Genomic DNA, 24,159 nt, shown 5'->3' on the forward strand with positions numbered 1-24,159 from the left:
TTCTGTGAAGCAATGTTTCCGCAGGCGCTACAAACAGGCAAATGTGGGAGGGGGCTTGCCCCCGATTGCGGTGTATCAGTCACTGATGTGTTGACTGAAGCACTGCTATCGGGGGCAAGCCCCCTCCCACATTGGTTTTGCGGATCAGGTTAGATCGGCAGCGTCGGATAGTCGATATAACCCACCGGGCCTTTGCCATAGAAGGTTTCCGGGTGCGGCTCATTCAGCGCTGCATCCGCCTTCAAGCGCGCCGGCAGGTCCGGGTTGGCGATGAAAGGAATACCGAAGGCCACCGCATCCGCTTTGCCCGCCGCCAGCCAGGCGTTGGCGCTGTCTTTGGTGAAACGTTCGTTGGCGATGTAGACGCCGCCGAAGGCTTTTTTCAGTTGTGGGCCGAGGCTGTCCGCGCCTTCTTTTTCACGGGAGCAGATGAAGGCGATGCCACGCTTGCCCAGTTCGCTGGCGACGTAGGTGAAGGTTTCGGCCAGATTGGCGTCGCCCATGTCGTGCGCATCGCCACGCGGTGCCAGATGCACGCCCACGCGGCCGGCGCCCCAGACTTCGATGGCGGCGTCGGTCACTTCCAGCAGCAGGCGCGCACGGTTTTCCAGGGAACCGCCGTATTGGTCGGTGCGCTGGTTGGTGCTGCTTTGCAGGAACTGGTCGAGCAGGTAGCCGTTGGCGCCGTGGATTTCCACGCCGTCAAAGCCTGCGGCCTTGGCGTTTTCGGCGCCCACGCGGTAAGCGTCGACGACGTCGGCGATTTCAGCGGTTTCCAGGGCGCGCGGGGTAGGGTAGTCGGCCAGTGGGCGCACCAGGCTGACGTGGCCTTTAGGCTGGATCGCGCTTGGCGCCACCGGGGTTTCGCCGTTCAGGTAGGACTCATGGGAGATGCGACCCACATGCCACAGTTGCAGGAAGATCTTGCCGCCCGCGCCATGCACAGCCTTGGTGATGTTGGCCCAGCCGCGCACCTGGTCGTTGGACCAGATGCCCGGCGTGTCCGGGTAGCCCACGCCCATGGGCGTCACGGAGGTGGCTTCGCTGAGGATCAGCCCGGCGGATGCGCGCTGCACGTAATACTCGGCCATCAGCGCGTTGGGCACGCGGCCGGCATCGGCACGGCAGCGGGTCAGTGGCGCCATGATGATGCGGTTCGACAGTTCCAGGTCGCCCAGTGTGATTGGATCGAAAATAGTCGTCATGGGAAAACACCTTTGTCTTTAAGTTGATCAGTTGGTCGCGGGGGCCAGGTCGGCATCGCCGCTCTGGCGGAAGGTAATCAGGGTCACCAGCAGCGCGAGAATCGCCAGTGCTGCTGCGGCCAGGGGCACGCTGGTCAGGCCGAAGCCGTGGGCAATCACGCTGCCACCGACCCAGGCGCCGAGGGCGTTACCGATGTTGAAGGCGCCGATGTTCAGGGTGGACACCAGGTTGGGGGCGGCCTTGCCGAAGGTCACCACGTTGATCTGCAGCGCTGGTACGGCGGCAAACGAGGCGGTGGCCCATAGGAACAGGGTGATTTCGGTCGGTATCAGTGCAACGCTGGTCCAGCTCAACACCGTGGAAACCACCGCCATGCTGATGAACACGCCGATCAGGGTGGCCGCCAGGCGTTTGTCCGCCAGCTTGCCGCCGATGATGTTGCCCACCGTGAGGCCCAGGCCGATCAACAGCAGGGTCCAGGTCACGCCTTTGGGCGACACGCCGGTTACATCGCCCAGCAGCGGGGCTACGTAGGTAAAGAGGGTGAACATGGAGGCGGCGAACAGCGCCGTCATGCTCAGCGACAACCAGATACCCGCGCCTTTGAGGGCAGCGAGTTCGGCGCGCATGTCGAGTTTTTCTTCGTCACGCTTGGCCGGCAGGAAGCGGATCAGGCCGATCAAGGCGATCACGCCAATCACGGTCACTGCCCAAAAGGTCGAGCGCCAGCCAGCTTCCTGACCCAGTGCAGTGCCCAACGGCACGCCGAGCACGTTGGCCAGGGTCAAACCGGTGAACATCAAGGCCACCGCAGAAGCGCGTTTATTGGCCGGCACCAGGTTGGCCGCCACCACGGAACCGATCCCGAAGAAGGCACCGTGGCACAGCGCCGTGACGACGCGGGCAAACATCAGCACGTTGTAGTCACTGGCCAAGGCGCAGAGGAGGTTGCCGACAATAAAGATGCCCATCAACGCTACCAGAGCGGCCTTGCGTGGCAGCCTGGCGGTGGCCAGTGCCATGAAGGGCGCGCCGATGGCCACGCCCAAGGCGTAGCCGGTGACCAGCCAGCCGGCGCCGGGAATCGACACACCCAGGTCCGCCGCGACATCGGGCAGCAGCCCCATGATGACGAACTCGGTGGTGCCGATGGCGAAGGCACTCAGGGCCAGTATGAGGAGCGAGAGGGGCATTTGCGTTTCCTTGGTTATTGCGGTGCGCTGAGTTCGGTTATGAGCGCCGTGAGAAAGGCTTGGATCGTCTCCTCATTGCGTTTGAAAAAGTGCCATTGCCCGGCCTTCTGGCTGCTGATCAATCCCGCCCGTTGCAAGGTCGCAAGGTGCGCCGACACGGTCGACTGGGACAGGCCGCAGCGCTGGTCGATCTGCCCGGCGCAGATGCCGTATTCGTGGTTGTGCAGTTGCTCGGGGAATTGCACTTTCGGGTCTTTGAGCCAGGTGAGGATGTCTCGTCGTACTGGGTGCGCCAGGGCTTTTATTATTTCGTCGAGGTCGATGGACATGGCAGGGTGCTCGGTGTCGTAAAGCGTTATATCGCGATGAGGCGAACTTTAAATCGTCATATCTCGATATACCAATATGATTTTGATCTGAGGCCAAAGCGAATCGGTATATCGGGTTATAACGATATGAGTGCGGCAGTGATAGACTGCGCGCCATGAATTATCTCGCACATCTGCACCTGGGCGGCCAACTTCCTGCGCAACTGCTGGGCAGCCTGTATGGCGACTTCGTCAAAGGCCGCCTGCAGGGCCAGTTCAGCCCGCAAATCGAAGCAGCGATCCAGTTGCACCGTTCGATTGACCGGTTTACCGATAGCCACCCGTTGGTGGGCGAGGCGTTGTCGCGCTTCAGCCTTACCCGCAGGCGCTATGCCGGGATCGTGCTCGATGTATTTTTTGACCATTGCCTGGCGCGGGATTGGGCGTTGTATGCCGAGCAGCCCCTGGAGCGTTTTACCTCGCAGGTGTATCGCGTGCTGGCGGCAGAACCTGAGTTACCGGGGCGGCTGGCGCAGATTGCGCCGTATATGGCGGCGGATGACTGGCTGGGTTCGTATCGCGAGTTCGCGGTGATGGAGCAGGTGCTGCGTGGAATTTCGCGGCGGCTGACTGACCCGCAGGCACTCGGATTTGCGATGCACGAGTTGCGCGAGCTTTATAAGCCGTTAAGTGAAGATTTCCGGGTGTTCTATCCCCAATTGCAGAGATTTGCACAGATCCAACTGACCACCGATGTCTAAATGTGGGAGGGGGCTTGCTCCCGATTGCGGTGTGTCAGTCACTGTCTATGTTGACTGAACAACTGCTATCGGGAGCAAGCCCCCTCCCACATATGACTGTGCCCGCTTTATGCCGCGAACGCAGGTCGAGCAGCCACTTGCTCAGCTTCCGGCACCGGGCCAAACAACGCCTTTTGCACCGCCTGCTGCGCCTGATACGCCAGTGCCGCGCGTTCCTGCCCGGCGCAGGCAATCGGCTTGAGCAGATGAATCTGCACATCGCCCTGGTCGTTGGAAAACAAGCGCATCAAGTGCGAGAGCAAATCGTCATCGCCAATGAACGGCGCCAGCGGATCAACCCCACCGTCACGCAGATAACGAATCGCCACCGGTTGCAGCGACACATCCGCATCGATTGCACTGGCCAGCAAACGCCCGTGAAACGTACGCAAGCTGCGCCCGTCGGTAGTGGTGCCCTCGGGGAACATCAGCAGCGGGTGCTGTTGCTCCAGATGGCGGGTCATCTGTTTGCGGATCAACTGGCTGTCACCCGCGCCACGACGAATGAACAGACTGCCGGCCTTGGCCGCCAGCCAGCCGGCTACCGGCCAGGTGCGGACTTCGGCCTTGGACAAAAACGACAGCGGCGTGACCATGCCCAGCAGTGGAATGTCGGTCCAGGACACGTGATTGCTCACCCACAGCATCGGCGCTTGCGGCAACTCGCCGTGCACCGTTACGCGAAAGGGCAGGGCGTTGCTCAACCGCGCCATAAAGAACCGCGACCAACGCTGGCGCCGCACCATCGAATTGGCCACGCCCAGACGTTCGAACAGGCCAAACACACTGGCCATGCTCAAGCCCAGCGCCACCACCAACAGCACGCGGGCGATGCGCCCGTAGATGCGCAGGCGGTTCATCACATCGCCGCCTTGAAGTGGCGCGCGTAGCGCGGGCACAACTCATCGCGCTTGAGCAGGATGAACACATCGGCCACCTGGAAGTCTTCATCCCAGCACGGCTCGCCGCAGATCTTCGCGCCCAGGCGCATATAAGCTTTGAGCAGCGGTGGCATTTCGGCGATGACGTTGGACGGCAAGTCCAGGGCCGGCAGTGGCTTTTTCGGCTCGGCGCGCAGGTGTTCGTTGCACAGGTAGCGCTCGCGCAAGCGCTGCATGATTGCGTGGGCCTGAATGCCGCCATCGTGCATCGGGATGCTCGCGCAGCCCATCAGGTAGCTGTAGCTGCCCTGGTTGAGCACTTCGGCCAGTTCGCCCCAGAGCACCGCGATGGTGCCGCCGTTGCGGTAAGCCGGGTCGACGCAGGTGCGACCGATTTCCAGGATCGGGCCTTGCAAGTGCAGCAAGCCATGCAGGCTGAATTCTTCTTCGCTGTAGAACCGGCCCAAAGTGCTGGCGGCCTGGTGGTCGAGCAGACGGGTGGTGGCGACGAGTCGACCGCTGTTCAAGTCCCGCACGCCGATGTGGCTGCAGTGAACATCATAGTCATCCATGTCCAGGCCCAGTTCCGCGCCTTTCAGCTTGGCGTTGAACTCGCCGCTGAACACGTTGAACCGCAGGGCCTGGGCTTCCTGCAAGGCCTTGGCGCCCACCAGGCGTTCGGCTTGCAGACGGCGTTCATTGCCTTTGTCGCTGATGCGGGCGATCTGAGTCATAGCGAGTCTCCGGGTGCCGGCCAGGTTGCGGCCAGTCGACTTTGTTGTCCAAAGTCAGGCTATGTAGCCTCGGTGTCATCTCCATGAACTTACGGTGACGGTTGGGTGACAGCCCCCGTGTAGCAAATCTGTCATTGGCCTGCGCTAGGCTCGCGGGCTTGAATGCCCCGTTGAGTTCGTGCCCATGGTCCGAGGCCTGCTGTGCGTTATTGTGCTTTTAGTCACCGCTACCGTCCGCGCTGAAACCTGGCCCGAAAAAGAATGGGCCACGGGCACGTCACTTGAAGGTCCTGCTGTCGATGCCCTGAACGCCTATGCTTTCCCAACCCGTGACGACACCACCCGCAAAGGCATTCGTACCGACGCGCTGCTGGTCATTCGTGACGGCGAAATCATCTACGAACGCTACGCCGCGCCAACCACCGCCAGCACGCCGCACCTGACCTGGTCGGTGAGCAAAAGCCTGATGGCCACTGTGCTCGGCGTGGCCTACGGCGAAAACCGTTTCAAGCTCACCGACCCGGCCGCACGTTTTTACCCGCCAATGAAGCAGCACCCCAAGGTGAGCATGGCCGACTTGCTCCATTGGGCTTCGGGGCTGGATTGGCAGGAGGACTATGAATACGCCCCGTTGAAGTCTTCTGTTGTGGCGATGCTCTATACCCGTGGGCGTGACGATATGGCGCAATTTGCCGCCGATACCGAAGCCGCCTCCGAGCCCGGCCAGGCGTTCCGTTATTCCAGTGGCGACAGCAATATTCTGTCCGCTGCGCTTAAAGGGATGCTCGGCCACCAGGCGTACATGAGCTATCCGTGGGATGCGCTGTTCAAGCCATTGGGCATTCGCAACGCGACGTGGGAAACCGATGCCGACGAAACCTTTGTTGCCTCGTCCTACGCCTACCTCACTGCTCGCGATCTGGCGCGGGTCGGGCTGCTGATGGCACGGGATGGGCGCTGGGGTGAGCAACAGTTGCTGCCCAAAGAGTGGGTGGCTTTCAATCGGCGGCCTTTCGACAAATACAAAGCCGGCCAGGATGAAGCGGTACCGGGCGGCCACTGGTGGCTCAACAAGGGTACGCCCCAACCCTGGCCCGACGCGCCGACCGACACCTTCGCTGCGCTGGGGCACTGGGGCCAGGCACTGTTTGTACTGCCCGACGAGCACTTGGTGATCGTGCGCTACGGCGATGACCGCGATGGCAGCTACCGCCACAACGAACTGCTCAAGCGCGTGCTGGCGGCGGTGCGGTCATGATTCGTCGTCGGCCATTTACCAGCCTGCTGCTACTGCTGTTGCTGGCCCTATTGGGTTGGGTATGGCACGAGCGCGTCAACCTGCAAGCCTTCCCCGACATCATCGCGGCGTACACGGCCAAGGAGTATTGCTCGTGTCGGTATGTGGAGAACAACCCGGCGCAGTATTGCCGTGGGTATGTGAAGCAGTACGTGCCGACCAGTGCGTTGATCGACACGCCGGAGCGCAGTGAAGTGACGGCGAGTGGGTTGGGGCGTACGCATACGGCACGGTGGTTGGGCAACCGCCAAGGCTGCCGCCTCAACCCCTGACACACCCAAATTCCCCTGTGGGAGCTGGCTTGCCTGCGATAGCGTCAGGTCAGCCAACATCACTGGTGCCTGTGCCGCCGTCATCGCAGGCAAGCCAGCTCCCACATTTAGATTATCTGCGTGGGTTCTCGGAAAAAGAACCGGCCCTGAGGTTCCACAGGGTGGAACCACCTTTGATTGTCCTCAGCCCCACATCGCGCTTAGCTGTCGATGTGTCGCTAACAAGAACGGGACCACCCGCCTGTGAGGAGAATCACCATGCGCCCACACCAGCACATTCTGGATTGGCTCAGCGATGTCGCCAGCGACTTGCACGCTGTGCGCCACGATATCCACGCCCATCCCGAACTCGGCTTTGAAGAGAACCGCACCTCAGCGCTGGTCGCGCAGTCCCTGCGGGATTGGGGGTATGAGGTGCATACCGGCATTGGCAAAACCGGTGTGGTCGGCGTGCTGCGCAATGGCAGCAGTTCGCGCACGCTGGGTATTCGTGCCGATATGGACGCCTTGCCCATCATCGAAAATACCGGTGCGGCCTACACCAGCCAGCACGCCGGTTGCATGCACGCCTGCGGGCATGACGGCCACACCACCATGCTGCTCGGCGCTGCCCGCTACCTGGCGGCGACCCGGCAATTCGACGGCACCCTGAATCTGATTTTTCAACCCGCCGAAGAAGGCCAGGGCGGTGCCGAGGCGATGTTGGCGGATGGTTTGCTGGAGCGCTTCCCGTGTGACGGCCTGTTCGGCATGCACAATATGCCGGGCTTGCCGGCGGGGCATTTGGGATTAAGAGTTGGCCCGATGATGGCGTCCCAGGACTTGCTCACTGTCACCCTTGAAGGCGTCGGCGGCCACGGTTCCATGCCGCATCTGACGGTCGATCCACTGGTGGCGGCGGCGAGTATGGTCATGGCCTTGCAGACGGTAGTAGCGCGCAATATCGATACCCAGGAAGCCGCCGTGGTTACGGTCGGTGCGCTGCAAGCCGGCCAGGCCGCCAACGTGATTCCCCAGCAAGCCTTGCTGCGCCTGAGCCTGCGTGCACTCAACCCCAAGGTGCGCGAACAGATGCTGGAGCGGGTCAACGCGATCATCAACACCCAGGCCGCCAGCTTCGGCTGCACCGTGCAGATCGAGCACCGTCCGGCCTACCCGGTGCTGGTCAACCATGGCGAAGAAACCGAATTCGCTCGCCAGGTCGGTGTGGCCTTGCTCGGCGCCGATGCGGTGGACGGCAACACTCGCACGCTGATGGGCAGTGAAGACTTCGCCTGGATGCTGCAACGCTGCCCCGGCAGTTACCTGTTTATCGGCAACGGCGTGTCGCGGCCGATGGTGCATAACCCCGGCTATGACTTCAACGACGACATCCTGCTGACCGGCGCCGCCTATTGGGGCGCGTTGGCCGAGAGCTGGCTCAAGCCTGCCTGACGACCGCACTTTTTTCTGCCGCTGGACCCTTTCCCTTATCGGTTGAATGGAGTGCTCCTCATGCAGACTTTAAAACCAGGCGTCTCGCGCACCCGCCAAGTGGTGGCCGCCGTGATCGGCAATGCACTGGAATGGTATGACTTCATCGTCTACGGCTTTCTCGCCAGCATCATCGCCCGGCAGTTTTTCCCGTCGGAGGATGAATACGCTTCGCTGCTGATGGCCCTGGCCACCTTTGGCGTGGGCTTTTTCATGCGGCCGGTGGGCGGGATCCTGTTGGGTATCTACGCCGACCGCAAAGGCCGCAAAGCCGCGATGCAGTTGATTATCCGGCTGATGACCGTGTCCATCGCGCTGATCGGCTTCGCCCCCAACTACGCCGCCATCGGTATGGGCGCGCCGTTGCTGATTGTGGTGGCGCGGATGCTTCAGGGATTTGCCACCGGCGGTGAATACGCGAGTGCCACGGCGTTTCTGGTGGAGAGCGCACCGGCCCATCGCAAGGGCTTGTATGGTTCCTGGCAATTGGTGGGACAGTGCCTGGCGGTGTTTGGTGGTGCGGCGATGGTGGCGCTGGTCACGCACTTCTTCTCCCCCGAAACCCTCGACCTGTGGGGCTGGCGCCTGCCGTTTGTGCTGGGCTTGCTGATCGGCCCGGTGGGGTTGTGGATCCGGCGGCACATGGAGGACCCGGAAGAGTTTATCCAGGCGCGTAAAAACGCCACCGGCCCGGCACCGAGCCTGATGCAGGTGCTGCGTGAGCATCGGCGCAGCATCCTGGTGTCCATGGGCCTGGCGTGCGGGGCGACGGTGTCGTTCTATGTGGTGTTGGTGAACATGCCGACCTTCGCCCACAAGAATCTCGGCCTGCCGTTGGACCAGGTGCTGATGGTGCAGATGTTTGCGGTGGCGCTGATGACCGTGGTGATTCCGTTGTCCGGCCTGCTCTCGGATCGTTTGGGGCGGCGACCGGTGTTGATGGCCTTCACCCTGGCGTTCTTCGTGATGGTCTACCCGTTGTATGTATGGGTGGCTGCCGCGCCGTCCATCGAGCGCTTGCTGGTGATGCAGGTAATGCTGTGCACGGCCATTGGCGGGTTCTTCGGCCCGGCGCCGACGGCGTTGGCTGAACAGTTTCCCATCGAGGTGCGCTCGACCGGCGTGTCGGTGGCCTATAACGTGGCGGTGATGGTGTTCGGCGGTTTTGCGCCGTTGATCGTCACTTGGCTGAGCAAGGTGCTGGGCACGCCGGTGGCGCCGTCGTTCTACGTATTGTTCGCGTGCGTGCTGACGCTGCTCGGCACTTATTGCATGCGCGAGGCACCACGAGCGAGCAAACCGCTGCCGTTTTCCAGAGAGGTGAAGCCTTGAGTATTGTCGATTGGGATGCCACGCAACTGTCGCAGGCGATCCATGGGCGGCAGGTATCGTGCGAAGAGGTGATGCAGGCGTACCTGGCGCAGATCCAGCGTTTCAACCCCCGTGTGAATGCGCTGGTGTCGTTGCGCGACAGCGAGGTTGTGCTGGCCGAGGCTAGGGCCTGCGACCGTGAGCTGTACCAGGGTCAATCCCGCGGTTGGATGCATGGCATGCCCCAGGCCATCAAAGATCTGGCGGCGACCCAAGGTTTGCGTACCACCTTGGGCTCACCGTTGTTTGCCGAGCACGTGCCCAGCGAAGACGCCATCAGCGTGGCGCGGGTGCGCGCCAGTGGCGCGATCATCATCGGCAAGACCAACGTGCCGGAGTTTGGCCTGGGGTCCCACACCTACAACACGCTGTTCGGCACCACCGGCAATGCCTATGACCCACGCCTGACGGCCGGCGGCAGCAGCGGCGGGGCAGCGGTGGCCCTCGCGTTGCGGATGTTGCCGGTGGCCGATGGCAGCGACATGATGGGCTCGCTGCGCAACCCGGCGGCGTTCAATAACGTGTTCGGCTTGCGCCCGTCCCAGGGCCGCGTGCCCCACGGGCCGATGCCGGAGCTGTTTGTGCAGCAACTGGGCACCGAAGGCCCGATGGGGCGCAGTGTCACGGATGTAGCGCGGCTGCTGAGCATCCAGGCCGGTTACGACCCCCGTGTGCCCTTGTCATCCCAGGACGATCCCGCGATGCTGGGCCAGTCGTTACAGCGCGACTTCAAAGGCACGCGCCTGGGTTGGCTGGGTGACTACAACGGTTATCTGCCGATGCAAGACGGCGTGCTGAGCCTGTGCGAGGCGGCACTCGATGATTTCGCCACGCTGGGCTGCGAGGTGCAAAGCTGCCAGCCGGACTTTTCCCTGGCGCGCCTGTGGCGTTGCTGGCTGGTACACCGCCATTGGCTGGTGCACGGCAACCTCGGCGCGGCCTACGCCAACCCGCGAAAACGCGCATTGCTCAAGCCCGAAGCGCAATGGGAAGTGGAGGGCGGCCAGGGCCTGAGTGCCCAGCAGGTGTACCAGGCGTCGGTGGATCGCAGCGAGTGGTATCGGGCCCTGGCCAAGTTGTTTGAACGTTACGATTTTCTGCTGTTGCCCACCGCCCAAGTGTTCCCTTTCGATGCACAACAGCCTTGGCCACGCCTCGTTGGCGGGCGCGAAATGGACACCTATCACCGCTGGATGGAAGTGGTGATCGGCCCGACACTCGCCGGTTTGCCGAGCATGAGCATCCCGGTGGGCTTCAACCCCCAAGGGCTGCCCATGGGCCTGCAAGTCATCGGCCCGGCCCAGGCCGACCGAGCCGTGCTGCAACTGGCATTTGCCCATGAACAGCTGACTCAATGGGTGCAGCGCCGGCCGCCGGCGTGCATTGCCACCACCACCTGACCTGCGACCGGGCCTGTATCTTGCTGTGTAAAACAGATCATCCACCGGCAACAGGGAGATCGAACATGGAGACAGGCACGGTACGCTCGGTTGAGCGCGCACTGGCAATCGTCGAGTTGCTGGGCGAGCACCAGGCCCTTGGGCTGGAAGAACTGCACTACCTTACGCGGCTGCCCAAGGCCACGGTGTCGCGCATGTTACTGACCTTGCAGGATCAGGGCTGGGTCTACCGCGGCCTGAGCGATCGGCGTTACCGCCTGCGCGCTCGGCGTTTGTTCGGTGATACCCAGCAACGCTTCAAGCGCCAGGTGGTGGAAAGCGCGGCGCCCTGGTTATTGGAGCTCAGCGAGCGCACGGGGTTGGTGGTGGACTTGTCGTGTTTCGACGGCGAGCGCCTGGAAGTCATGGAAAGCGCGATTCCCGGCGTGTTGCGCAAGCTCTACCCGAACAACTGCCAGATCGTCGGTCAGTACGCCAGCCTGTTTCACTCGGCGATGGGCAAGGCATGCCTGACGCAGTTGCCCCTTGATGAAGTGCAGCGGCTGGCGTGTCGCGATCGTGTGGCCGCCGATGAGCAAAGCCATGCTTGCGAGCAAACCCAGCACCAGGGGTTCGGCCAGCGTACCGAGGGCTATTGGGAATACCCGGTGCGTTTGCCGTTCCTGATTCGGGCGGTGGCGTTGCCGGTGCGCGCCAATGGTCGGTTGGTGGGGAGCATGGCGTTGCATTGGCCCATGCATCAGGCGCCGGTGGAGCGGGTGTTGAATTTGCATATGGCCAGCCTTGAACAGGCGGTGTGCGAAGTTCAGCGAACGCTGGATTAAAAACACCGCAAAACCCTGTGGGAGCTGGCTTGCCTGCGATGGCGATGTATCAGTCAACCATTTCTCGCCTGGCACACCGCCATCGCAGGCAAGCCAGCTCCCACAATGGATTTGCGCCGTTCGTGAGATTGCGCTTAATGTTCGCCCAGGTTTTTTGCCCCATGAGTCTTTATGTTCAATGTCAAACCTCTGGTCTTCGCCCTGCTGACCTGCGCCACCGTGCCTGCCCACGCCGATTGGTACCTGGATAACGAATCCTCGCGCCTGTCTTTCGTCACCACCAAAAACACCGAGATTGCAGAAGTCCACCGCTTCCTGGTGCTGCATGGCAAGGTCGACGCCAAAGGCGCGGCGCAGTTGCAAGTGGAGATGGAGTCGATCAACAGCGGCATCCCGCTGCGCGATGAGCGCATGCGCAAAGAGCTGTTCCAGATCAAGGCCTTTCCCGACGCATTGATCAGCGCACAGATCAATCTGCAACCGATCAACGACCTGGCGTCCGGCGCGCAACTGGAGTTGCGCCTGCCGCTGAGCGTCACCCTGCACGGCAAGACCCAGACCTACAGCGCCGAATTGCTTGCCACGCGCCTGGATGAGCGACGTTTCCAGGTGGTGACCCTGGAGCCTGTGGTGTTGCACGCCGAGGACTTCGATCTGGCGCCGGGTGTGGCGGCGTTGCGCAAGGCGGCGGGGCTCAAGTCGATCAGTTTGTCGGTGCCGGTGGGTGCGGTACTGATCTTCACGGCGCGCTGACATGAGTGGCGCAGTGTTCCCGTGGCGCAGCGCCAATCAATTCGAACTGCTGATCGACGGGCCGAGTTTCTTCCCGCAGATGCTGGTGGGCATCGCCCGGGCCGAGCAGCAGGTGGATCTTGAGCTGTATCTGGTCGAAGCCGGCGCCTGTGCCGACGCGATGGTGCAGGCGCTGGTGCTGGCCGCCGAACGTGGGGTGCAGGTGCGCTGCTTGTTCGATGACTACGGCAGCCTGGCGTTTACCCTTGGGCTGCGCAAGCGTTTGACCGACGCCGGCGTGGAGCTGCGTTTTTACAACCGCCTGAATTGGCGGCGCTGGATGCGCAACCTGTATCGCGACCACCGCAAGCTGCTGCTGATCGACCAGCGCGTTGCCGTGGTCGGTGGTACGGGCGTCACCGATGAGTTCTGGACGCCGGGGCAAGACAGCGCCGATTGGCATGAAGTGATGGTGCAGATCAGCGGCCCGCTGGTACTGGACTGGCAGGCCCTGTTCGACCGGCAATGGCACGCTAACGCCGCGCGCCGTGAATGGAAACCGGCGACCCATTTCGGTTTGCCGCGCTTGCCGAAAGTGCCAGCGACGGGCCCTGGGCTTGGTCGCGTGGCGTACGCCGACGCTCGTCAGCACCGCGATATCCTGCAGTCGTTGATTCGCGCGTTGAACAGCAGCAAAGGGCGTATCTGGCTGGCGACTCCCTATTTTCTGCCGACCTGGAGCGTGCGTCGTGCCTTGCGCCGGGCGGCAGGGCGCGGGGTGGATGTGCGTTTGCTGCTCACCGGGCCCCGTACCGATCACCCGTCAGTACGCTACGCCGGCCATCGTTATTACCCGCGTCTGCTGCGTGCAGGCGTGCAGATTTTTGAATACCAGCCGTGCTTTTTGCACCTGAAGATGGTGCTGGTGGACGATTGGGTCAGCATTGGCTCGTGCAATTTCGACCACTGGAATTTGCGCTTCAACCTGGAAGCCAACCTCGAAGCGTTGGACCCGGGATTGACGGCGGCGGTGGTGGGCAGTTTCGAAGCGGATTTTGCCCAAAGCCAGGTGGTGAGCCTGGAGGCCTGGAAGGCGCGGCCGTTGTGGAAGCGGGTGAAGCAGCGGGTGTGGGGGTGGATTGATCGGTTGGTGGTCAATCTGCTCGACCGGCGCGGCTAACAAGAACAATGAGGTCAAATGTGGGAGGGGGCTTGCTCCCGATGGCGGTGTTTCAGTTAACAGATTCATTGACTGACCCACTGCTATCGGGAGCAAGCCCCCTCCCACATTTTTGACCGCGTCAGGCGTTAGAGCAGTTCAAAGGTCTGCTGCTGCACATCCTGGGAATCCAGCCCGATCTGCACATTGAACTCACCCGGTTCCGCCGCGAACTTGAGCTGGGCGTTGTAGAACTTCAAGTCGTCCTCGGTGATGGTGAAATGCAGCGTGCGCGCTTCGCCGGCCTTGAGCATGACCTTCTGGAAGTTCTTCAGCTCCTTGATCGGGCGGATCATCGAGCCGGCCACATCCTGGATATACAACTGCACCACGGTTTCGCCATCGACCTTGCCGGTGTTCTTCACGGTGACGCTGGCGTCGAGCTTGCCGGTCTTGTTCAGGGTGGTGGACGACAGTGCCATGTCCGACAGGCTGAACTGGGTGTAGCTCAGGCCATAGCCAAAGGGAAACAGGGGACCTGTGGTGTCATCGAAGTACTGCGAGGTGTAGTTGCCCGGCTTGCCTGGGGTGAACGGCCGGCCAATGGTCAGGTGGTTGTAGTAGGTGGGAATCTGCCCTACCGAACGCGGGAAGGTGATCGGCAGCTTGCCCGACGGGTTGTAGTCCCCGAACAGCACGTCGGCGATGGCGTTGCCGCCTTCGGTACCTGCGAACCAGGTTTCCAGGATCGCGTCAGCCTGTTGGTTCTCTTCGAGAATCGACAGCGGGCGGCCGTTCATCAGCACCAGCACCAACGGCTTGCCGGTCGCCTTGAGGGCCTTGATCAGGTCGCGCTGGCTTTGCGGGATGTTCAGGTCGGTACGGCTCGACGACTCGTGGGACATGCCACGGGATTCGCCCACGGCCGCGACGATGACGTCGGCGTTCTTCGCCGCTTTCACCGCTTCGTCGATCAATACTTGGGCAGGGCGTGGGTCATCCACCACTTCCGGAGCATCGAAGTTGAGGAAGTTGAGGTAGTCGAGCACCGCCTTGTCGCCGGTGATGTTGGCACCGCGGGCATAGATCACTTTGCCCTTTTCGCCGATCACGGCGTTCATGCCGTCGAGCAGGGTCACTGATTGCGCAGGTCGGCCGGCAGCCGCCCAACTGCCCATCATGTCGATCGGCGCCTTGGCCAGCGGGCCGACCAGGGCGATGGTCGCGGATTTTTTCAGCGGCAGGGTGTCGTTGTGGTTTTTCAGCAACACCAGGCTACGGCGCGCAATGTCGCGGGCCTCGGCGCGGTGCAGGCGGCTGTCGGCATAGGTGTCGACCGGGTCATCCTCGGCCTTGCCGATGCGCAGGTACGGGTCCTTGAACAGGCCCATGTCGTACTTGGCGCCGAGCACTTCGCGCACGGCATTGTCGATGTCGCTCTGTTCGATCTCGCCGGACTTGAGCAGGCCGGGCAATTCCTTGCCGTACAGCGAGTCGTTCATGCTCATGTCGATGCCGGCCTTGATCGCCAGCTTGGCGGCTTCGCGCCCGTCCTTGGCCACGCCGTGCTTGATCAGCTCGAAGATCGCGCCGTGGTCGCTGACGGTCAGGCCCTTGAAGCCCCAGTCCTTGCGCAGCAGGTCGTTCATCAGCCAGGTGTTGGCGGTGGCGGGCACGCCGTTGATCGAGTTCAACGCGACCATCACGCCGCCGGAACCGGCCTTGATCGCCGCGTGGTAGGGCGGCAGGTAGTCCTGGTACATCTTGACCGGGCTCATGTCGACCACGTTGTAGTCGCGCCCGCCTTCCACCGCGCCATACAGGGCGAAGTGCTTGACGCTGGCCATCAGGCTGTCGGCATTCGCCGGGCTTGCGCCCTGGAACGCCTTGACCATGACTTCGGCAATCCGCGAGACCAGGTAGGTGTCTTCGCCGAAACCTTCGGAGGTACGGCCCCAGCGCGGGTCGCGGGAGATATCGACCATCGGCGCGAAGGTGATGTCGAGGCTGTCGGCAGCGGCTTCCTGGGCGGCGATACGCCCGGAGCGGCCGATGGCGTCCATGTCCCAGCTGGAGGCCAGGGCCAGGCTGATAGGGAAAATGGTGCGGTGGCCGTGGATCACGTCATAGGCGAAGAACATCGGGATCTTCAAGCGACTGCGCATGGCCGCGTCCTGCATCGGACGGTTTTCCGGGCGGGTGATGGAGTTGAAGGTGCCACCGATGCGGCCAGCGGCGATTTCCTTGCGGATCATCTCGCGGGGCATTTCCGGGCCGATGCTGATCAGGCGCAATTGGCCGATCTTTTCGTCCAGGGTCATTTGCTTGAGCAGGTCGCTGACGAAGGCGTCCTTGTCTTTAAGCGCAGCAGGCTTTGTTTCTGCCCAGACGGGGTGGGTGGCCAGCGTGGCAACAAGGCCGAGCAAACACAGCTTTTTCATGAATATCCTTTTTCGGCTACTGCGCAGCATTAAACGCATGCTGTCGGCCAAAATGTGGGGAACGTCTATTGTTGTTCGGGTGTTGTTCAGATAAATGCAGCACACTCTGAACTCTTTTTCGCGCTGGGCATCTTTGTAGCTGATTGGCTCGATGCATTCCAGTGGTGGCGGATTATGCCCCAAGCGCGTGGTTTATAGGGTTAGTCGTCAAATTCCATCAAGATTGGGCAGGAGAAACACCATGCAAGCAGCACAGACTTACCGTTGGGGCTTCAAGGCCGCGGCTTTGCTATTGATCAGCACCGTACTGAGCGGTTGCGGCATCAATAACATCCCGACCCTGGACGAACAGGCCAAGGCGGCCTGGGGCCAGGTGCAGAACCAGTATCAACGCCGCGCCGACCTGATCCCCAACCTGGTGGAAACGGTGAAGGCCTATGCCGCCCACGAACAGGAGACCCTCACCGCCGTGATCGAAGCGCGGGCCAAGGCCACCTCGATCCAGGTGGATGCCAGCACCCTGGACAACCCGGAAAAACTCAAGCAGTTCCAGCAAGCCCAGGATGGCTTGAGCGGCGCACTCAGCCGTTTGATGGTGGTGTCCGAGCGTTACCCGGACCTCAAGGCCAACCAGAACTTCCTGGCCTTGCAATCCCAGCTTGAAGGCACCGAGAACCGTATCGCCGTGGCCCGTCGTGATTTCATCCAGACTGTGCAGGCGTACAACACCGAAATCCGTACTTTCCCGGGCCGTCTGTGGCACAGCGTGATGTACAGCGATTTGCCGATTCGCGCCACGTTTGAAGCCACCAGCGCCGATGCCGACAAGGCGCCGCAGGTGAAATTCAAATAACGCTGCCTTGAGGTGTCGATGCGTTTATTACGGATAGGCCTGGCATTCTGGCTACTGGCCTGCATGGGCATGGCCCAGGCGGCCCTGACCTTCCCGGCACTGACCGGGCGGGTGGTGGACAACGCCCAGATGATCGACCCGGCAACGCGCCAGCAGCTCACTCAACAGCTGCAGGCGCTGGAGCAGACCTCCGGTGACCAGCTTGTGGTGGTCACCGTGCCCGACCTGCAGGGCGTCCCGATTGAAGACTACGGTTATCAATTGGGGCGCGCATGGGGCATCGGCCAGAAGGGCAAGGACAACGGCGCGCTGTTGATCGTTGCCCGTGATGAGCGCCAATTGCGCATCGAAGTCGGTTACGGCCTGGAAGGCGTGCTGACGGATGCGCAGTCCTGGGTGATCATCAACCAGGTGATCCTGCCCAAGTTCAAGACCGGCAATTTCAGCCAGGGCATCAGCGACGGCGTGGCGGCGATGATCCAGGTGGTGGGCGGTGAGCCCCTGGCGGTGCCCGCCCATGTGGCGGATGCGAATTTCGCCAAGGATAACCCCGGTTTTTCCATCGGCCTGTTTATTCTGCTGATCGGCGTGTTGTGGCTGTGCAATCGCATGGGCTTGCCGGTAGGCGCTATCCTGCTGGCCATTCTCAGCAGCAGCGGCCGCGGTGGTGGTGGGGGCGGCGGTGGCGGTGGTTTCCGTGGCGGCGGTGGTGGCTTCGGCGGTGGCGGGGCTTCGGGCGGCTGGTAATGACAATAACGAGAAAAGAGCATCTACAACCATGGCATTACTGACTGAACATGAGCAGCGCCAAGTCGCCGAAGCAATTGCCCGGGTCGAAAAAAACACCGACGCAGAGCTGGTGACCGTGCTGGCGGCGCGTGCCGACGACTACGCCTACATCCCGTTGCTGTGGGCCAGCCTGATCGCGTTGGTGGTACCGGGCGTGGTGCATTATTTGTCGGGCTACCTGACCATGTACACCTTGCTGTTGGCGCAATGGGCGACGTTTATTGTGTTGTGCCTGGTGTTTCGCTTGCCCAAGGTCACCACCCGCCTGATTCCTCGCTCCGTACGCCACTGGCGCGCCTCTAACCTGGCGCGTCGGCAGTTTCTGGAGCAGAACCTGCATCACACGTTGGGCAGCACTGGCGTGCTGATATTTGTCAGCGAGGCGGAACGCTACGTGGAGATCCTCGTCGATGACGGCATTTCCAAACGCCTGGATGACAGCAGTTGGGACGCCATCGTCAAGACGTTCACCCAGCAGGTGAAACAGGGGCAGACGCTGGCCGGGTTTATTGCGTGCATCGAGGCGTGCGGCGAGTTGCTCAAGGTGCATGTGCCAGTGACGCAAACGCGCAATGAGCTACCCAATCGCCTGGTGGTACTCGAATAACCCGGCCAACTCAGTTGCAAATGTGGGAGGGGGCTTGCTCCCGATGGCGGTGCACCAGTCAATGAATCTGTTGGCTGATCCACCTATATCGGGGGCAAGCCCCCTCCCACATTTGGATCTACTGTGGCTGCTGGAACTGACCGTTGATCAAATAACCCCGTGCCCTGAACCCCTATCCCCCCTAAAATGCCCGGCATTCTTTGCCCGAGGCGTTTTTGTTCATGTCCGTCACCGCTCAACCCGCCAACCCTGCGCCGGATCATCACGCCCAGTTCATCCAATTGCTGAGCGCAAGCCTTGCGCAAAACGCCTTTATCAAGCTGGTGCTGGCCAAGTACGTCGGTGAGGAAGCCGAGTTGCAACGGCTGATCATCAAGCCGGTCACCGTCAAAGACCAGCCGTGCCTGTCCTTCGTGTACCGCTACAAGACCCGCGACATCACCAAGAATTTCCCCTCGGCCGACGGCGTGGCGGTGATTGCCGAGCTGTTGCCTGCGTCATTCAAGAACGCGCACTTGCTGTCGCTGACTGACGAAGCCCAGCTGGAATACAGCAAGAAGAACAAAAGCTCGCTGTTCAAAAGCAAACCGCAACAACTGCGCGAAGCACCGTCGGCCGAGCATAACCGTGAGAAGAACCGCTACCTCGACCTGAGCCGGCCGTTTCTCGCCGATCTTGGGGTGACCGATGCCAGGCAGGCACTGATTCCATCGATGTCGCGCAAGTGGAAGCAGATCAACAAGTTCATCGAAGTGTTCAGCCATGCGCTGACGTCGTCGCCGTTGAAACTCGACCAACCGGTGCGCGTTGCCGATTTTGGCTCGGGCAAGGGCTACCTGACCTTCGCCATCCATGATTACCTGCGCAATACCCTCAAGGCCGAGGGCGAGGTTACCGGTGTTGAATTGCGCCAAGACATGGTCACCCTGTGCAACAGTGCTGCCGCGCGCCTGGAGCACCCGGGGCTGGTGTTCAAGTGCGGGGACGTACGCAGTGTGGCGCCGAGCGAGCTGGACGTGATGATCGCCCTGCATGCCTGCGACATCGCCACCGATTACGCGATCCATACCGGCATCCGCTCCGGCGCGTCGATCATCATGTGCTCGCCATGCTGCCACAAGCAGATCCGCCTGCAGATCCAGAGCCCGGCGCTGCTCAAGCCGATGCTGCAATACGGCCTGCACCTGGGCCAGCAGGCAGAAATGGTCACCGACAGCTTGCGTGCGTTGTTCCTGGAAGCCTGTGGCTACGAGACCAAGGTGTTCGAGTTCATCTCGCTGGAGCACACCAACAAGAACAAGATGATTCTTGCGGTCAAGCGTGCGCAGCCTTTGGACAACGCGCAGTTGCTGGTGAAAATCCAGGAGCTCAAGGCGTTCTACCACATCACTGAGCACTGCCTGGAAACCCTGTTGCGCGGGGATGGCTACCTGGCCTGAAGTGAGCGCGTTCCCTGTGGGCGCTGGCTTGCCTACGATGACGATGGTGGCTGTACCACGGCTATCGCAGGCAAGCCAGCTCCCACATTTGGAATGCGTGTGTGGTCAGAAGAACCGCGTCACGCTGATCTTCGCATCGCGCCCCTTGGTATAGGCGCGGTCGCCGCTCAACGCCGGGCGGAAGTTTTCGTTGAACAGGTTGTCCACCGTGAAGTTCACCTCGGTGCCTTTGAGGTAAGCCTGCTGCGGTTTCCATTTGGCGAACAGGCCTTGGGTGTTGTAACGCTTGTTGCCGTACTGGTCGAAGAACAAATCACCCACGCCGGAGCCCGGGCCACCGGAGTATTTGTCGCTGGGCAAGCGGTCGGTAGCGCCGATGAATTGACCCATCCAGCCCACCTGGGCATCCCAGGCCGGGATGTTGGTGCCCAGTACCAGCACCCATTTGGTCGGTGGGATATCCCGTGCCGCCACATCCGGGCCCCACGGGTTGGTGTAGGCGCCCTGGTGCTGGCCCTTGGCATAGGCAAACGATACCGAACCAAATAGGTAGGTGGAGTTATAGATCGATTCGAGTTCGACACCCTTGATGGTCATGCCACCGATATTGCGATAGTTGGACATCGGCCCCGGTGGGCACGCTGAGGAGATGCTGCCGCCGTTGATGGCCTGGTTCTGGCAGCCCACGCCGGTGGCCTTGAAGATTTCGTCTTCGATCTTGTTGTGGAACAGGGTAGTGCGCAGTTGCAGGTTATCGTCCTGGACCAACAGGTTGTCGAAGTTGGTGATGTTGCCCAGGGTGATCGAGGTGATGCGCTCCGGGTCCAGGTCCACGCTGGTCGCGGTGCGGCTGCCCAGGCCCTGTACTTCATATTGTTCGTCGATCACCGGGGCGCGCCAGGTCTGGCTCCAGTTGGCGAACAACCCCACATTCGGCGTCACGGTCCAGAACAGCGCCAGGCGTGGCGACCAGCCGGTGTAGGTGCGGTCGCTGTAATCGTGGCCAACCGCGGGGTCGGGGTTGTTGTAGTAGGGCGCATCGTTGCCCTCGCCGCGATTGCGCACGTGGTCATAGCGCAGCGACGGCGTGATCGTCACGTCGCCCAGGGTGACCGCGTCCTGGATAAAGAAGCTGTTGGTATCGACCTTACCTTGGGGCATGAAGCCCGGCTGGAAGTGCCCATAGTTGTAGCGCGGCGTGTTGTAGGTGGTGCCGGGCATCCACATTTCGGTTTCGCGGATGTGCTTGCGGATCTGCCCGCCGACGGTCACCGCATGCTGCAAGGGGCCGGTGTCGAACAGGCTGACGTTGCGGATGTCGAGGTTTTTGTCGGTGTAGGCGGTGTCCATCTTGCGCCCGCCGGTAGCCAGTTGGAAAAACGCGGTGGCGTCACGCTCGTCGGTCTGTTCGGTATTGGACTGGGAATATTTGACGGTGAGGTCCACCAGCGGGTTATCCAGCGGCTGGTAGTGATACTTGCCCGACCAGGTGGTATCGACCGTATCGCGGTGCGCGAGGAAGCGCTTCAAGGCCCCTTCGTAGCCGTAGCGGTCGATGTTGAACTGGGTAGGCGGCGTCGGGTAGCTCGCGGCGGAAAACGGTGTCCAGCGGTTGCTGTGAGAACGCGAGTACGACAGGCCGACACTCTGCTCATCGGTGAAGTACGCGTTGACCTTGAACAACTTGCCGTCCACATCCTGCGCGCTGTTGGGCAAGCGCTGGGGGTTGATCGGGTACTCGTTGTTGTCGTTGGGCAACTTGGCGGCCACCTTCATATCGCCGCCGTCGCGTTGGGTCAGGTAGGCCAGGGCGTCGAAACGGCCATCGTCGGTGCGGCCATACACGGCACCGCTGTAGACCTGTTCATGGTCATTGCTGGAGTAGCCGTATTTGAGCATCGCGCCGCTGTTGCGACCGTCCTGGAGCAGGTCCGGGGCGTCCTTGGTGATCATGTTGACGGTGCCGCCGAAGCCGCCATTGCCGGTGAACGGCGAGTTGGGGCCTTTTTCCACTTCGATGCGCTTGATCAGCTCGGGTTCGATAAACACTGTGCCTTGCTGGTAGCGCTCAAAGCCGGTCTTGGTGGCGCCGTCCACGGTCAACGGCACGTCTTCGGCATCGCCGAAACCACGGATGTTGATGGTCTGCCCGCCAGGTTTGAGCGAGCCGCCCTGGCTGACGCCGGGCAGGGTCTGCAACAGGCTGTGAATGTTATTGGACTGGTAGCGGTCGATATCGGCCTGGGTCAGGGTGGAGCGGCTGACGGTGCTGGCGTTCACTTCGTTGCCGGTGCCGATCACGCTCAGCGTGTCCAGCTGGATCGCGGCGCTGCTGGTGGCCTTGCCCTCATCGGGGCGCACTACGTAGGTGCTGCCGACCTTGATCAGGGTGAACTCGCCGTTTTTCAGCAGGGAGCGAATCGCTACTTCCGCGGTGTAGTCACCGTCGAGCGCCGGCGCTTTCAGGTTTTTGAGCAGGCTTTCATCGAACAGCAGCTGGATTTTCGCCTGCTGTGCCACCTGGCTCAGGGACGTGGCCAGTGACTGGGCCGGCAGGTGCAGGGTTAACGACTCGGCCTGGGCGTTGAGGCTGAAGGCCAGGCACGTGGCCAGGAGCGTGGGTCGAAGAAACAGGTGCGAAGCGTGGCAAGGCGCGCGAAACATGAAATCCCCCGGAGCGGCTAAATAGCCAAAAAGGTGTGCGTATCAAACACGGACAGGAGGAAGACGGGGCAGACCAAAAAAACCACACATGCGAATGCAAAATATTCTCATGTGGACAGTATGCAGGCTATTTGCTCGGCTCGATTTTCACACTGCCATCGGCCAAGACCACGGTTTTTACCGGCAACAGGGCGGGCAAGGCGTTGAGCAGGGCATCGGGGTCATTCACATCCAGGTTGCCCGACACCTTGAGTTGCGCCACGGCCTTGCTGACCTGCAACGGCGCCTGGGGACGGTACAGGCTCAGCTCGTCGATCAGGCTGGCCAGTTCGCGATTGCGAAACGATAAATGCCCGCTGCGCCAATCGGCCACTTCTTCAGCGCTGAGGGTTTGTTGTTGCAGGGTGCCTTTGGCGTAGCTGTAAGCGGCACGTTGCCGGGCGCCGAGCAGGGTGGTGGGGCTTTTGCTGTCCGGCTCGAACGCCACCTGGCCATGGGCAACGCTCACCACCAGTTGCTGCTGGCCGCGGCGCACGTCAAAACCAGTGCCCACCACCCGTATGATCGACTCGCCGGCTTGCACGTAGAGTGGCCGCTCCTTGTCGGCCGCCACTTCGATATACAGCTGGCCTTTGTCCAGATGCACGACACGTTGATGGGCGCTGAAGTCCACGCGGATGCGGGTGTTGGCATTCACGTACAGGGTGCTGCCATCGGGCAGGTTCAAGGTACGCATACCTTTGGCATGAGCGGCGACCTGGGTGTGATACAGCTCGCGGGGCGCGCCGATGTGGGTCGCCAACACGGCGCACAGCACGGCAGCGGCCACCGCAAGGGCTGGGCGCCAGAGGGGGCGTTTGCGTTTGGCCAGCGGCAGCGGTTTGTTCAGTTGTTGCAACTGGGCCAGGTCGGCCCACAGCTGTTCGAATTCGGCATAGGCACGCGCATGGGCTGGCACCGCCTGCCAGGCGGCAAAGGCTTTGTGGTCGGCACGGCTGGCAGCGTTGCGGTTGCGTGCAAACCAACTGGCGGCCTGGGCGTCGATGGAGTCGCTCTCTTGGCTGTCCAGGGCGTCGATGTCGCTCAGGCGGTTCATTCTGGCTGCTCCGTGCCGGGGTCGGATTGAAGGCGTCGCTTGCAATGCAGCAGGGCCAAGGCAATGTGCTTTTCTACCATGCTGGTCGAAATGCCCATGCGTTCGGCGATCTGTGCCTGGCTCAAGCCTTCGAAGCGGTGCAGCATAAGGGCTTCTCGCCGGCGGGGCGAGAGTTCGGCGAGGACTTCTTTCAACTGTTCCAGGCGTTGCAGGCGCAGGGCGGCGGCCATGGGGTCGTGCTGTTCGTCGGTGACCGGCTCGGTATCCATTTCGGCGTGATCGGGATGGGCGGTGTGCCGTACCTTCTGTTTGCGCCAGTGATCGCGCAACAGATTGCGCGCCATCTGAAACAGAAACGCCCGGGGCTGCTCGACCTTGGCTCGGTCGCGGTAGCCCAGCCACTGGGTAAAGACATCCTGAGTCATGTCCGCCGCGTCGCTGGCGTTGTCCGTGCGTTTACGCAGGAAATACAGAATATCTGCATAAAACCCGCGACAGGCATCGGCCGACGACGGGTCGGGCTTGGGACGAGACATGGATATCCTTCTTGACGAAGCACGAGGTGGAAAGGTCGTGAATGATATCGAGAATTATTGCTATTTGTCTCTATTTAAAGGCTG

At 61.6% G+C, this 24,159-nt stretch carries 22 protein-coding genes; 13 read left to right on the forward strand and 9 right to left on the reverse strand.

Annotated elements, in window-relative coordinates; all coding sequences use genetic code 11:
* Positions 1–149: 149 nt before the first annotated feature.
* The 3 genes from TK42_RS02015 to TK42_RS02025 are packed head-to-tail and all read right to left on the reverse strand — an operon-like array spanning position 150 to position 2,728.
* The gene (locus TK42_RS02015) at positions 150–1,205 is read right to left on the reverse strand and encodes an alkene reductase (RefSeq protein ID WP_103733483.1); all 1,056 of its coding nucleotides are present in this window, start codon (positions 1,203–1,205) and stop codon (positions 150–152) included.
* Positions 1,206–1,232: 27 nt separating this feature from the next.
* The gene (locus tag TK42_RS02020) at positions 1,233–2,399 is read right to left on the reverse strand and encodes an MFS transporter (RefSeq protein ID WP_005785906.1); all 1,167 of its coding nucleotides are present in this window, start codon (positions 2,397–2,399) and stop codon (positions 1,233–1,235) included.
* Positions 2,400–2,413: 14 nt separating this feature from the next.
* Positions 2,414–2,728, reverse strand: a complete 315-nt coding sequence (locus TK42_RS02025) for a helix-turn-helix transcriptional regulator (RefSeq protein WP_032877312.1) — start codon at positions 2,726–2,728, stop codon at positions 2,414–2,416.
* Positions 2,729–2,883: 155 nt separating this feature from the next.
* Between TK42_RS02025 and TK42_RS02030 the strand changes: the two genes are divergently transcribed.
* Complete coding sequence (locus tag TK42_RS02030) at positions 2,884–3,468, forward strand: ACP phosphodiesterase (RefSeq protein WP_032877311.1); 585 nt, start codon at positions 2,884–2,886, stop codon at positions 3,466–3,468.
* 107 nt (positions 3,469–3,575) lie between these two features.
* On the opposite strand, the gene TK42_RS02035 is transcribed toward TK42_RS02030, so the two are convergent.
* Positions 3,576–4,367, reverse strand: a complete 792-nt coding sequence (locus TK42_RS02035; RefSeq protein WP_032877310.1) for a lysophospholipid acyltransferase family protein — start codon at positions 4,365–4,367, stop codon at positions 3,576–3,578.
* Positions 4,367–5,122, reverse strand: a complete 756-nt coding sequence (gene olsB / locus TK42_RS02040) for an L-ornithine N(alpha)-acyltransferase (RefSeq protein WP_005785912.1) — start codon at positions 5,120–5,122, stop codon at positions 4,367–4,369. Before olsB ends, TK42_RS02035 begins: the two co-directional genes overlap by 1 nt.
* A 184-nt stretch (positions 5,123–5,306) precedes the next feature.
* Here olsB and TK42_RS02045 point away from each other — a divergent pair, with 184 nt between their 5' ends.
* From TK42_RS02045 to TK42_RS02085, 8 genes are all read left to right on the forward strand, one after another.
* Positions 5,307–6,380 (forward strand): serine hydrolase, encoded by a 1,074-nt coding sequence (locus TK42_RS02045; RefSeq protein WP_103733484.1) that lies wholly within the window; start codon positions 5,307–5,309, stop codon positions 6,378–6,380.
* The gene (locus tag TK42_RS02050) at positions 6,377–6,691 is read left to right on the forward strand and encodes an amidase (RefSeq protein WP_103733485.1); all 315 of its coding nucleotides are present in this window, start codon (positions 6,377–6,379) and stop codon (positions 6,689–6,691) included. Before TK42_RS02045 ends, TK42_RS02050 begins: the two co-directional genes overlap by 4 nt.
* A 258-nt stretch (positions 6,692–6,949) precedes the next feature.
* Entirely contained in the window at positions 6,950–8,125 is a 1,176-nt protein-coding gene (locus tag TK42_RS02060; RefSeq protein ID WP_103733486.1) for a M20 aminoacylase family protein, read from the forward strand.
* Between the two features lie 60 nt (positions 8,126–8,185).
* Complete coding sequence (locus TK42_RS02065) at positions 8,186–9,496, forward strand: citrate-proton symporter (RefSeq protein WP_103733487.1); 1,311 nt, start codon at positions 8,186–8,188, stop codon at positions 9,494–9,496.
* Complete coding sequence (locus TK42_RS02070; protein ID WP_032877306.1) at positions 9,493–10,935, forward strand: amidase; 1,443 nt, start codon at positions 9,493–9,495, stop codon at positions 10,933–10,935. Before TK42_RS02065 ends, TK42_RS02070 begins: the two co-directional genes overlap by 4 nt.
* Before the next feature lie 65 nt (positions 10,936–11,000).
* Complete coding sequence (locus tag TK42_RS02075; protein WP_005785926.1) at positions 11,001–11,759, forward strand: helix-turn-helix domain-containing protein; 759 nt, start codon at positions 11,001–11,003, stop codon at positions 11,757–11,759.
* A 171-nt stretch (positions 11,760–11,930) separates the two neighbouring features.
* Positions 11,931–12,512 carry a YceI family protein gene (locus TK42_RS02080; protein ID WP_103733488.1) on the forward strand — a complete coding sequence of 194 codons (582 nt, stop codon included), beginning with the start codon at positions 11,931–11,933 and terminating at the stop codon, positions 12,510–12,512.
* 1 nt (position 12,513) lies between these two features.
* Entirely contained in the window at positions 12,514–13,671 is a 1,158-nt protein-coding gene (locus TK42_RS02085) for a phosphatidylserine/phosphatidylglycerophosphate/cardiolipin synthase family protein (protein WP_005785930.1), read from the forward strand.
* Between the two features lie 128 nt (positions 13,672–13,799).
* Here the strand turns inward: TK42_RS02085 and bglX are convergent, their stop codons facing one another.
* Entirely contained in the window at positions 13,800–16,091 is a 2,292-nt protein-coding gene (gene bglX, locus TK42_RS02090; RefSeq protein WP_032877304.1) for a beta-glucosidase BglX, read from the reverse strand.
* Between the two features lie 241 nt (positions 16,092–16,332).
* Here bglX and TK42_RS02095 point away from each other — a divergent pair, with 241 nt between their 5' ends.
* From TK42_RS02095 to TK42_RS02110, 4 genes are all read left to right on the forward strand, one after another.
* The gene (locus TK42_RS02095) at positions 16,333–16,944 is read left to right on the forward strand and encodes a LemA family protein (RefSeq protein WP_032877303.1); all 612 of its coding nucleotides are present in this window, start codon (positions 16,333–16,335) and stop codon (positions 16,942–16,944) included.
* Between the two features lie 18 nt (positions 16,945–16,962).
* The gene (locus tag TK42_RS27260) at positions 16,963–17,691 is read left to right on the forward strand and encodes a YgcG family protein (protein WP_032877302.1); all 729 of its coding nucleotides are present in this window, start codon (positions 16,963–16,965) and stop codon (positions 17,689–17,691) included.
* Between the two features lie 31 nt (positions 17,692–17,722).
* Complete coding sequence (locus TK42_RS02105; RefSeq protein WP_005785935.1) at positions 17,723–18,340, forward strand: TPM domain-containing protein; 618 nt, start codon at positions 17,723–17,725, stop codon at positions 18,338–18,340.
* A 221-nt stretch (positions 18,341–18,561) separates the two neighbouring features.
* Entirely contained in the window at positions 18,562–19,779 is a 1,218-nt protein-coding gene (locus tag TK42_RS02110; RefSeq protein ID WP_032877301.1) for an SAM-dependent methyltransferase, read from the forward strand.
* A 105-nt stretch (positions 19,780–19,884) separates the two neighbouring features.
* Here the strand turns inward: TK42_RS02110 and TK42_RS02115 are convergent, their stop codons facing one another.
* The 3 genes from TK42_RS02115 to TK42_RS02125 form a co-directional block, all read right to left on the reverse strand.
* A complete protein-coding gene (locus TK42_RS02115; protein WP_103733489.1) occupies positions 19,885–22,443 on the reverse strand; it encodes a TonB-dependent receptor in 2,559 nt (852 codons plus the stop codon).
* Between the two features lie 127 nt (positions 22,444–22,570).
* Positions 22,571–23,539 (reverse strand): FecR domain-containing protein, encoded by a 969-nt coding sequence (locus tag TK42_RS02120; RefSeq protein WP_103733490.1) that lies wholly within the window; start codon positions 23,537–23,539, stop codon positions 22,571–22,573.
* Positions 23,536–24,075 (reverse strand): RNA polymerase sigma factor, encoded by a 540-nt coding sequence (locus tag TK42_RS02125; RefSeq protein ID WP_032877298.1) that lies wholly within the window; start codon positions 24,073–24,075, stop codon positions 23,536–23,538. Before TK42_RS02125 ends, TK42_RS02120 begins: the two co-directional genes overlap by 4 nt.
* Positions 24,076–24,159: the final 84 nt, after the last annotated feature.

The organism is Pseudomonas sp. GZJR-8 (assembly GCF_002916705.1).
GTDB lineage: Bacteria > Pseudomonadota > Gammaproteobacteria > Pseudomonadales > Pseudomonadaceae > Aquipseudomonas > Aquipseudomonas synxantha_A.

Bases quoted from the DNA above. Each gene is read 5' to 3' on its own strand.
- TK42_RS02105 (WP_005785935.1), top strand. From the start codon at position 17,723: ATGGCATTACTGACTGAACATGAGCAGCGCCAAGTCGCCGAAGCAATT.
- TK42_RS02050 (WP_103733485.1), top strand. From the start codon at position 6,377: ATGATTCGTCGTCGGCCATTTACCAGCCTGCTGCTACTGCTGTTGCTG.
- TK42_RS02030 (WP_032877311.1), top strand. From the start codon at position 2,884: ATGAATTATCTCGCACATCTGCACCTGGGCGGCCAACTTCCTGCGCAA.
- TK42_RS02080 (WP_103733488.1), top strand. From the start codon at position 11,931: ATGTTCAATGTCAAACCTCTGGTCTTCGCCCTGCTGACCTGCGCCACC.
- TK42_RS02120 (WP_103733490.1), bottom strand. From the start codon at position 23,539: ATGAACCGCCTGAGCGACATCGACGCCCTGGACAGCCAAGAGAGCGAC.
- olsB (WP_005785912.1), bottom strand. From the start codon at position 5,122: ATGACTCAGATCGCCCGCATCAGCGACAAAGGCAATGAACGCCGTCTG.
- TK42_RS02110 (WP_032877301.1), top strand. From the start codon at position 18,562: ATGTCCGTCACCGCTCAACCCGCCAACCCTGCGCCGGATCATCACGCC.
- TK42_RS02045 (WP_103733484.1), top strand. From the start codon at position 5,307: ATGGTCCGAGGCCTGCTGTGCGTTATTGTGCTTTTAGTCACCGCTACC.
- TK42_RS02015 (WP_103733483.1), bottom strand. From the start codon at position 1,205: ATGACGACTATTTTCGATCCAATCACACTGGGCGACCTGGAACTGTCG.
- TK42_RS02125 (WP_032877298.1), bottom strand. From the start codon at position 24,075: ATGTCTCGTCCCAAGCCCGACCCGTCGTCGGCCGATGCCTGTCGCGGG.
- TK42_RS02115 (WP_103733489.1), bottom strand. From the start codon at position 22,443: ATGTTTCGCGCGCCTTGCCACGCTTCGCACCTGTTTCTTCGACCCACG.
- TK42_RS02075 (WP_005785926.1), top strand. From the start codon at position 11,001: ATGGAGACAGGCACGGTACGCTCGGTTGAGCGCGCACTGGCAATCGTC.
- TK42_RS02020 (WP_005785906.1), bottom strand. From the start codon at position 2,399: ATGCCCCTCTCGCTCCTCATACTGGCCCTGAGTGCCTTCGCCATCGGC.
- TK42_RS02065 (WP_103733487.1), top strand. From the start codon at position 8,186: ATGCAGACTTTAAAACCAGGCGTCTCGCGCACCCGCCAAGTGGTGGCC.
- TK42_RS02085 (WP_005785930.1), top strand. From the start codon at position 12,514: ATGAGTGGCGCAGTGTTCCCGTGGCGCAGCGCCAATCAATTCGAACTG.
- TK42_RS02035 (WP_032877310.1), bottom strand. From the start codon at position 4,367: ATGAACCGCCTGCGCATCTACGGGCGCATCGCCCGCGTGCTGTTGGTG.
- TK42_RS02060 (WP_103733486.1), top strand. From the start codon at position 6,950: ATGCGCCCACACCAGCACATTCTGGATTGGCTCAGCGATGTCGCCAGC.
- TK42_RS27260 (WP_032877302.1), top strand. From the start codon at position 16,963: ATGCGTTTATTACGGATAGGCCTGGCATTCTGGCTACTGGCCTGCATG.
- TK42_RS02025 (WP_032877312.1), bottom strand. From the start codon at position 2,728: ATGTCCATCGACCTCGACGAAATAATAAAAGCCCTGGCGCACCCAGTA.
- bglX (WP_032877304.1), bottom strand. From the start codon at position 16,091: ATGAAAAAGCTGTGTTTGCTCGGCCTTGTTGCCACGCTGGCCACCCAC.
- TK42_RS02095 (WP_032877303.1), top strand. From the start codon at position 16,333: ATGCAAGCAGCACAGACTTACCGTTGGGGCTTCAAGGCCGCGGCTTTG.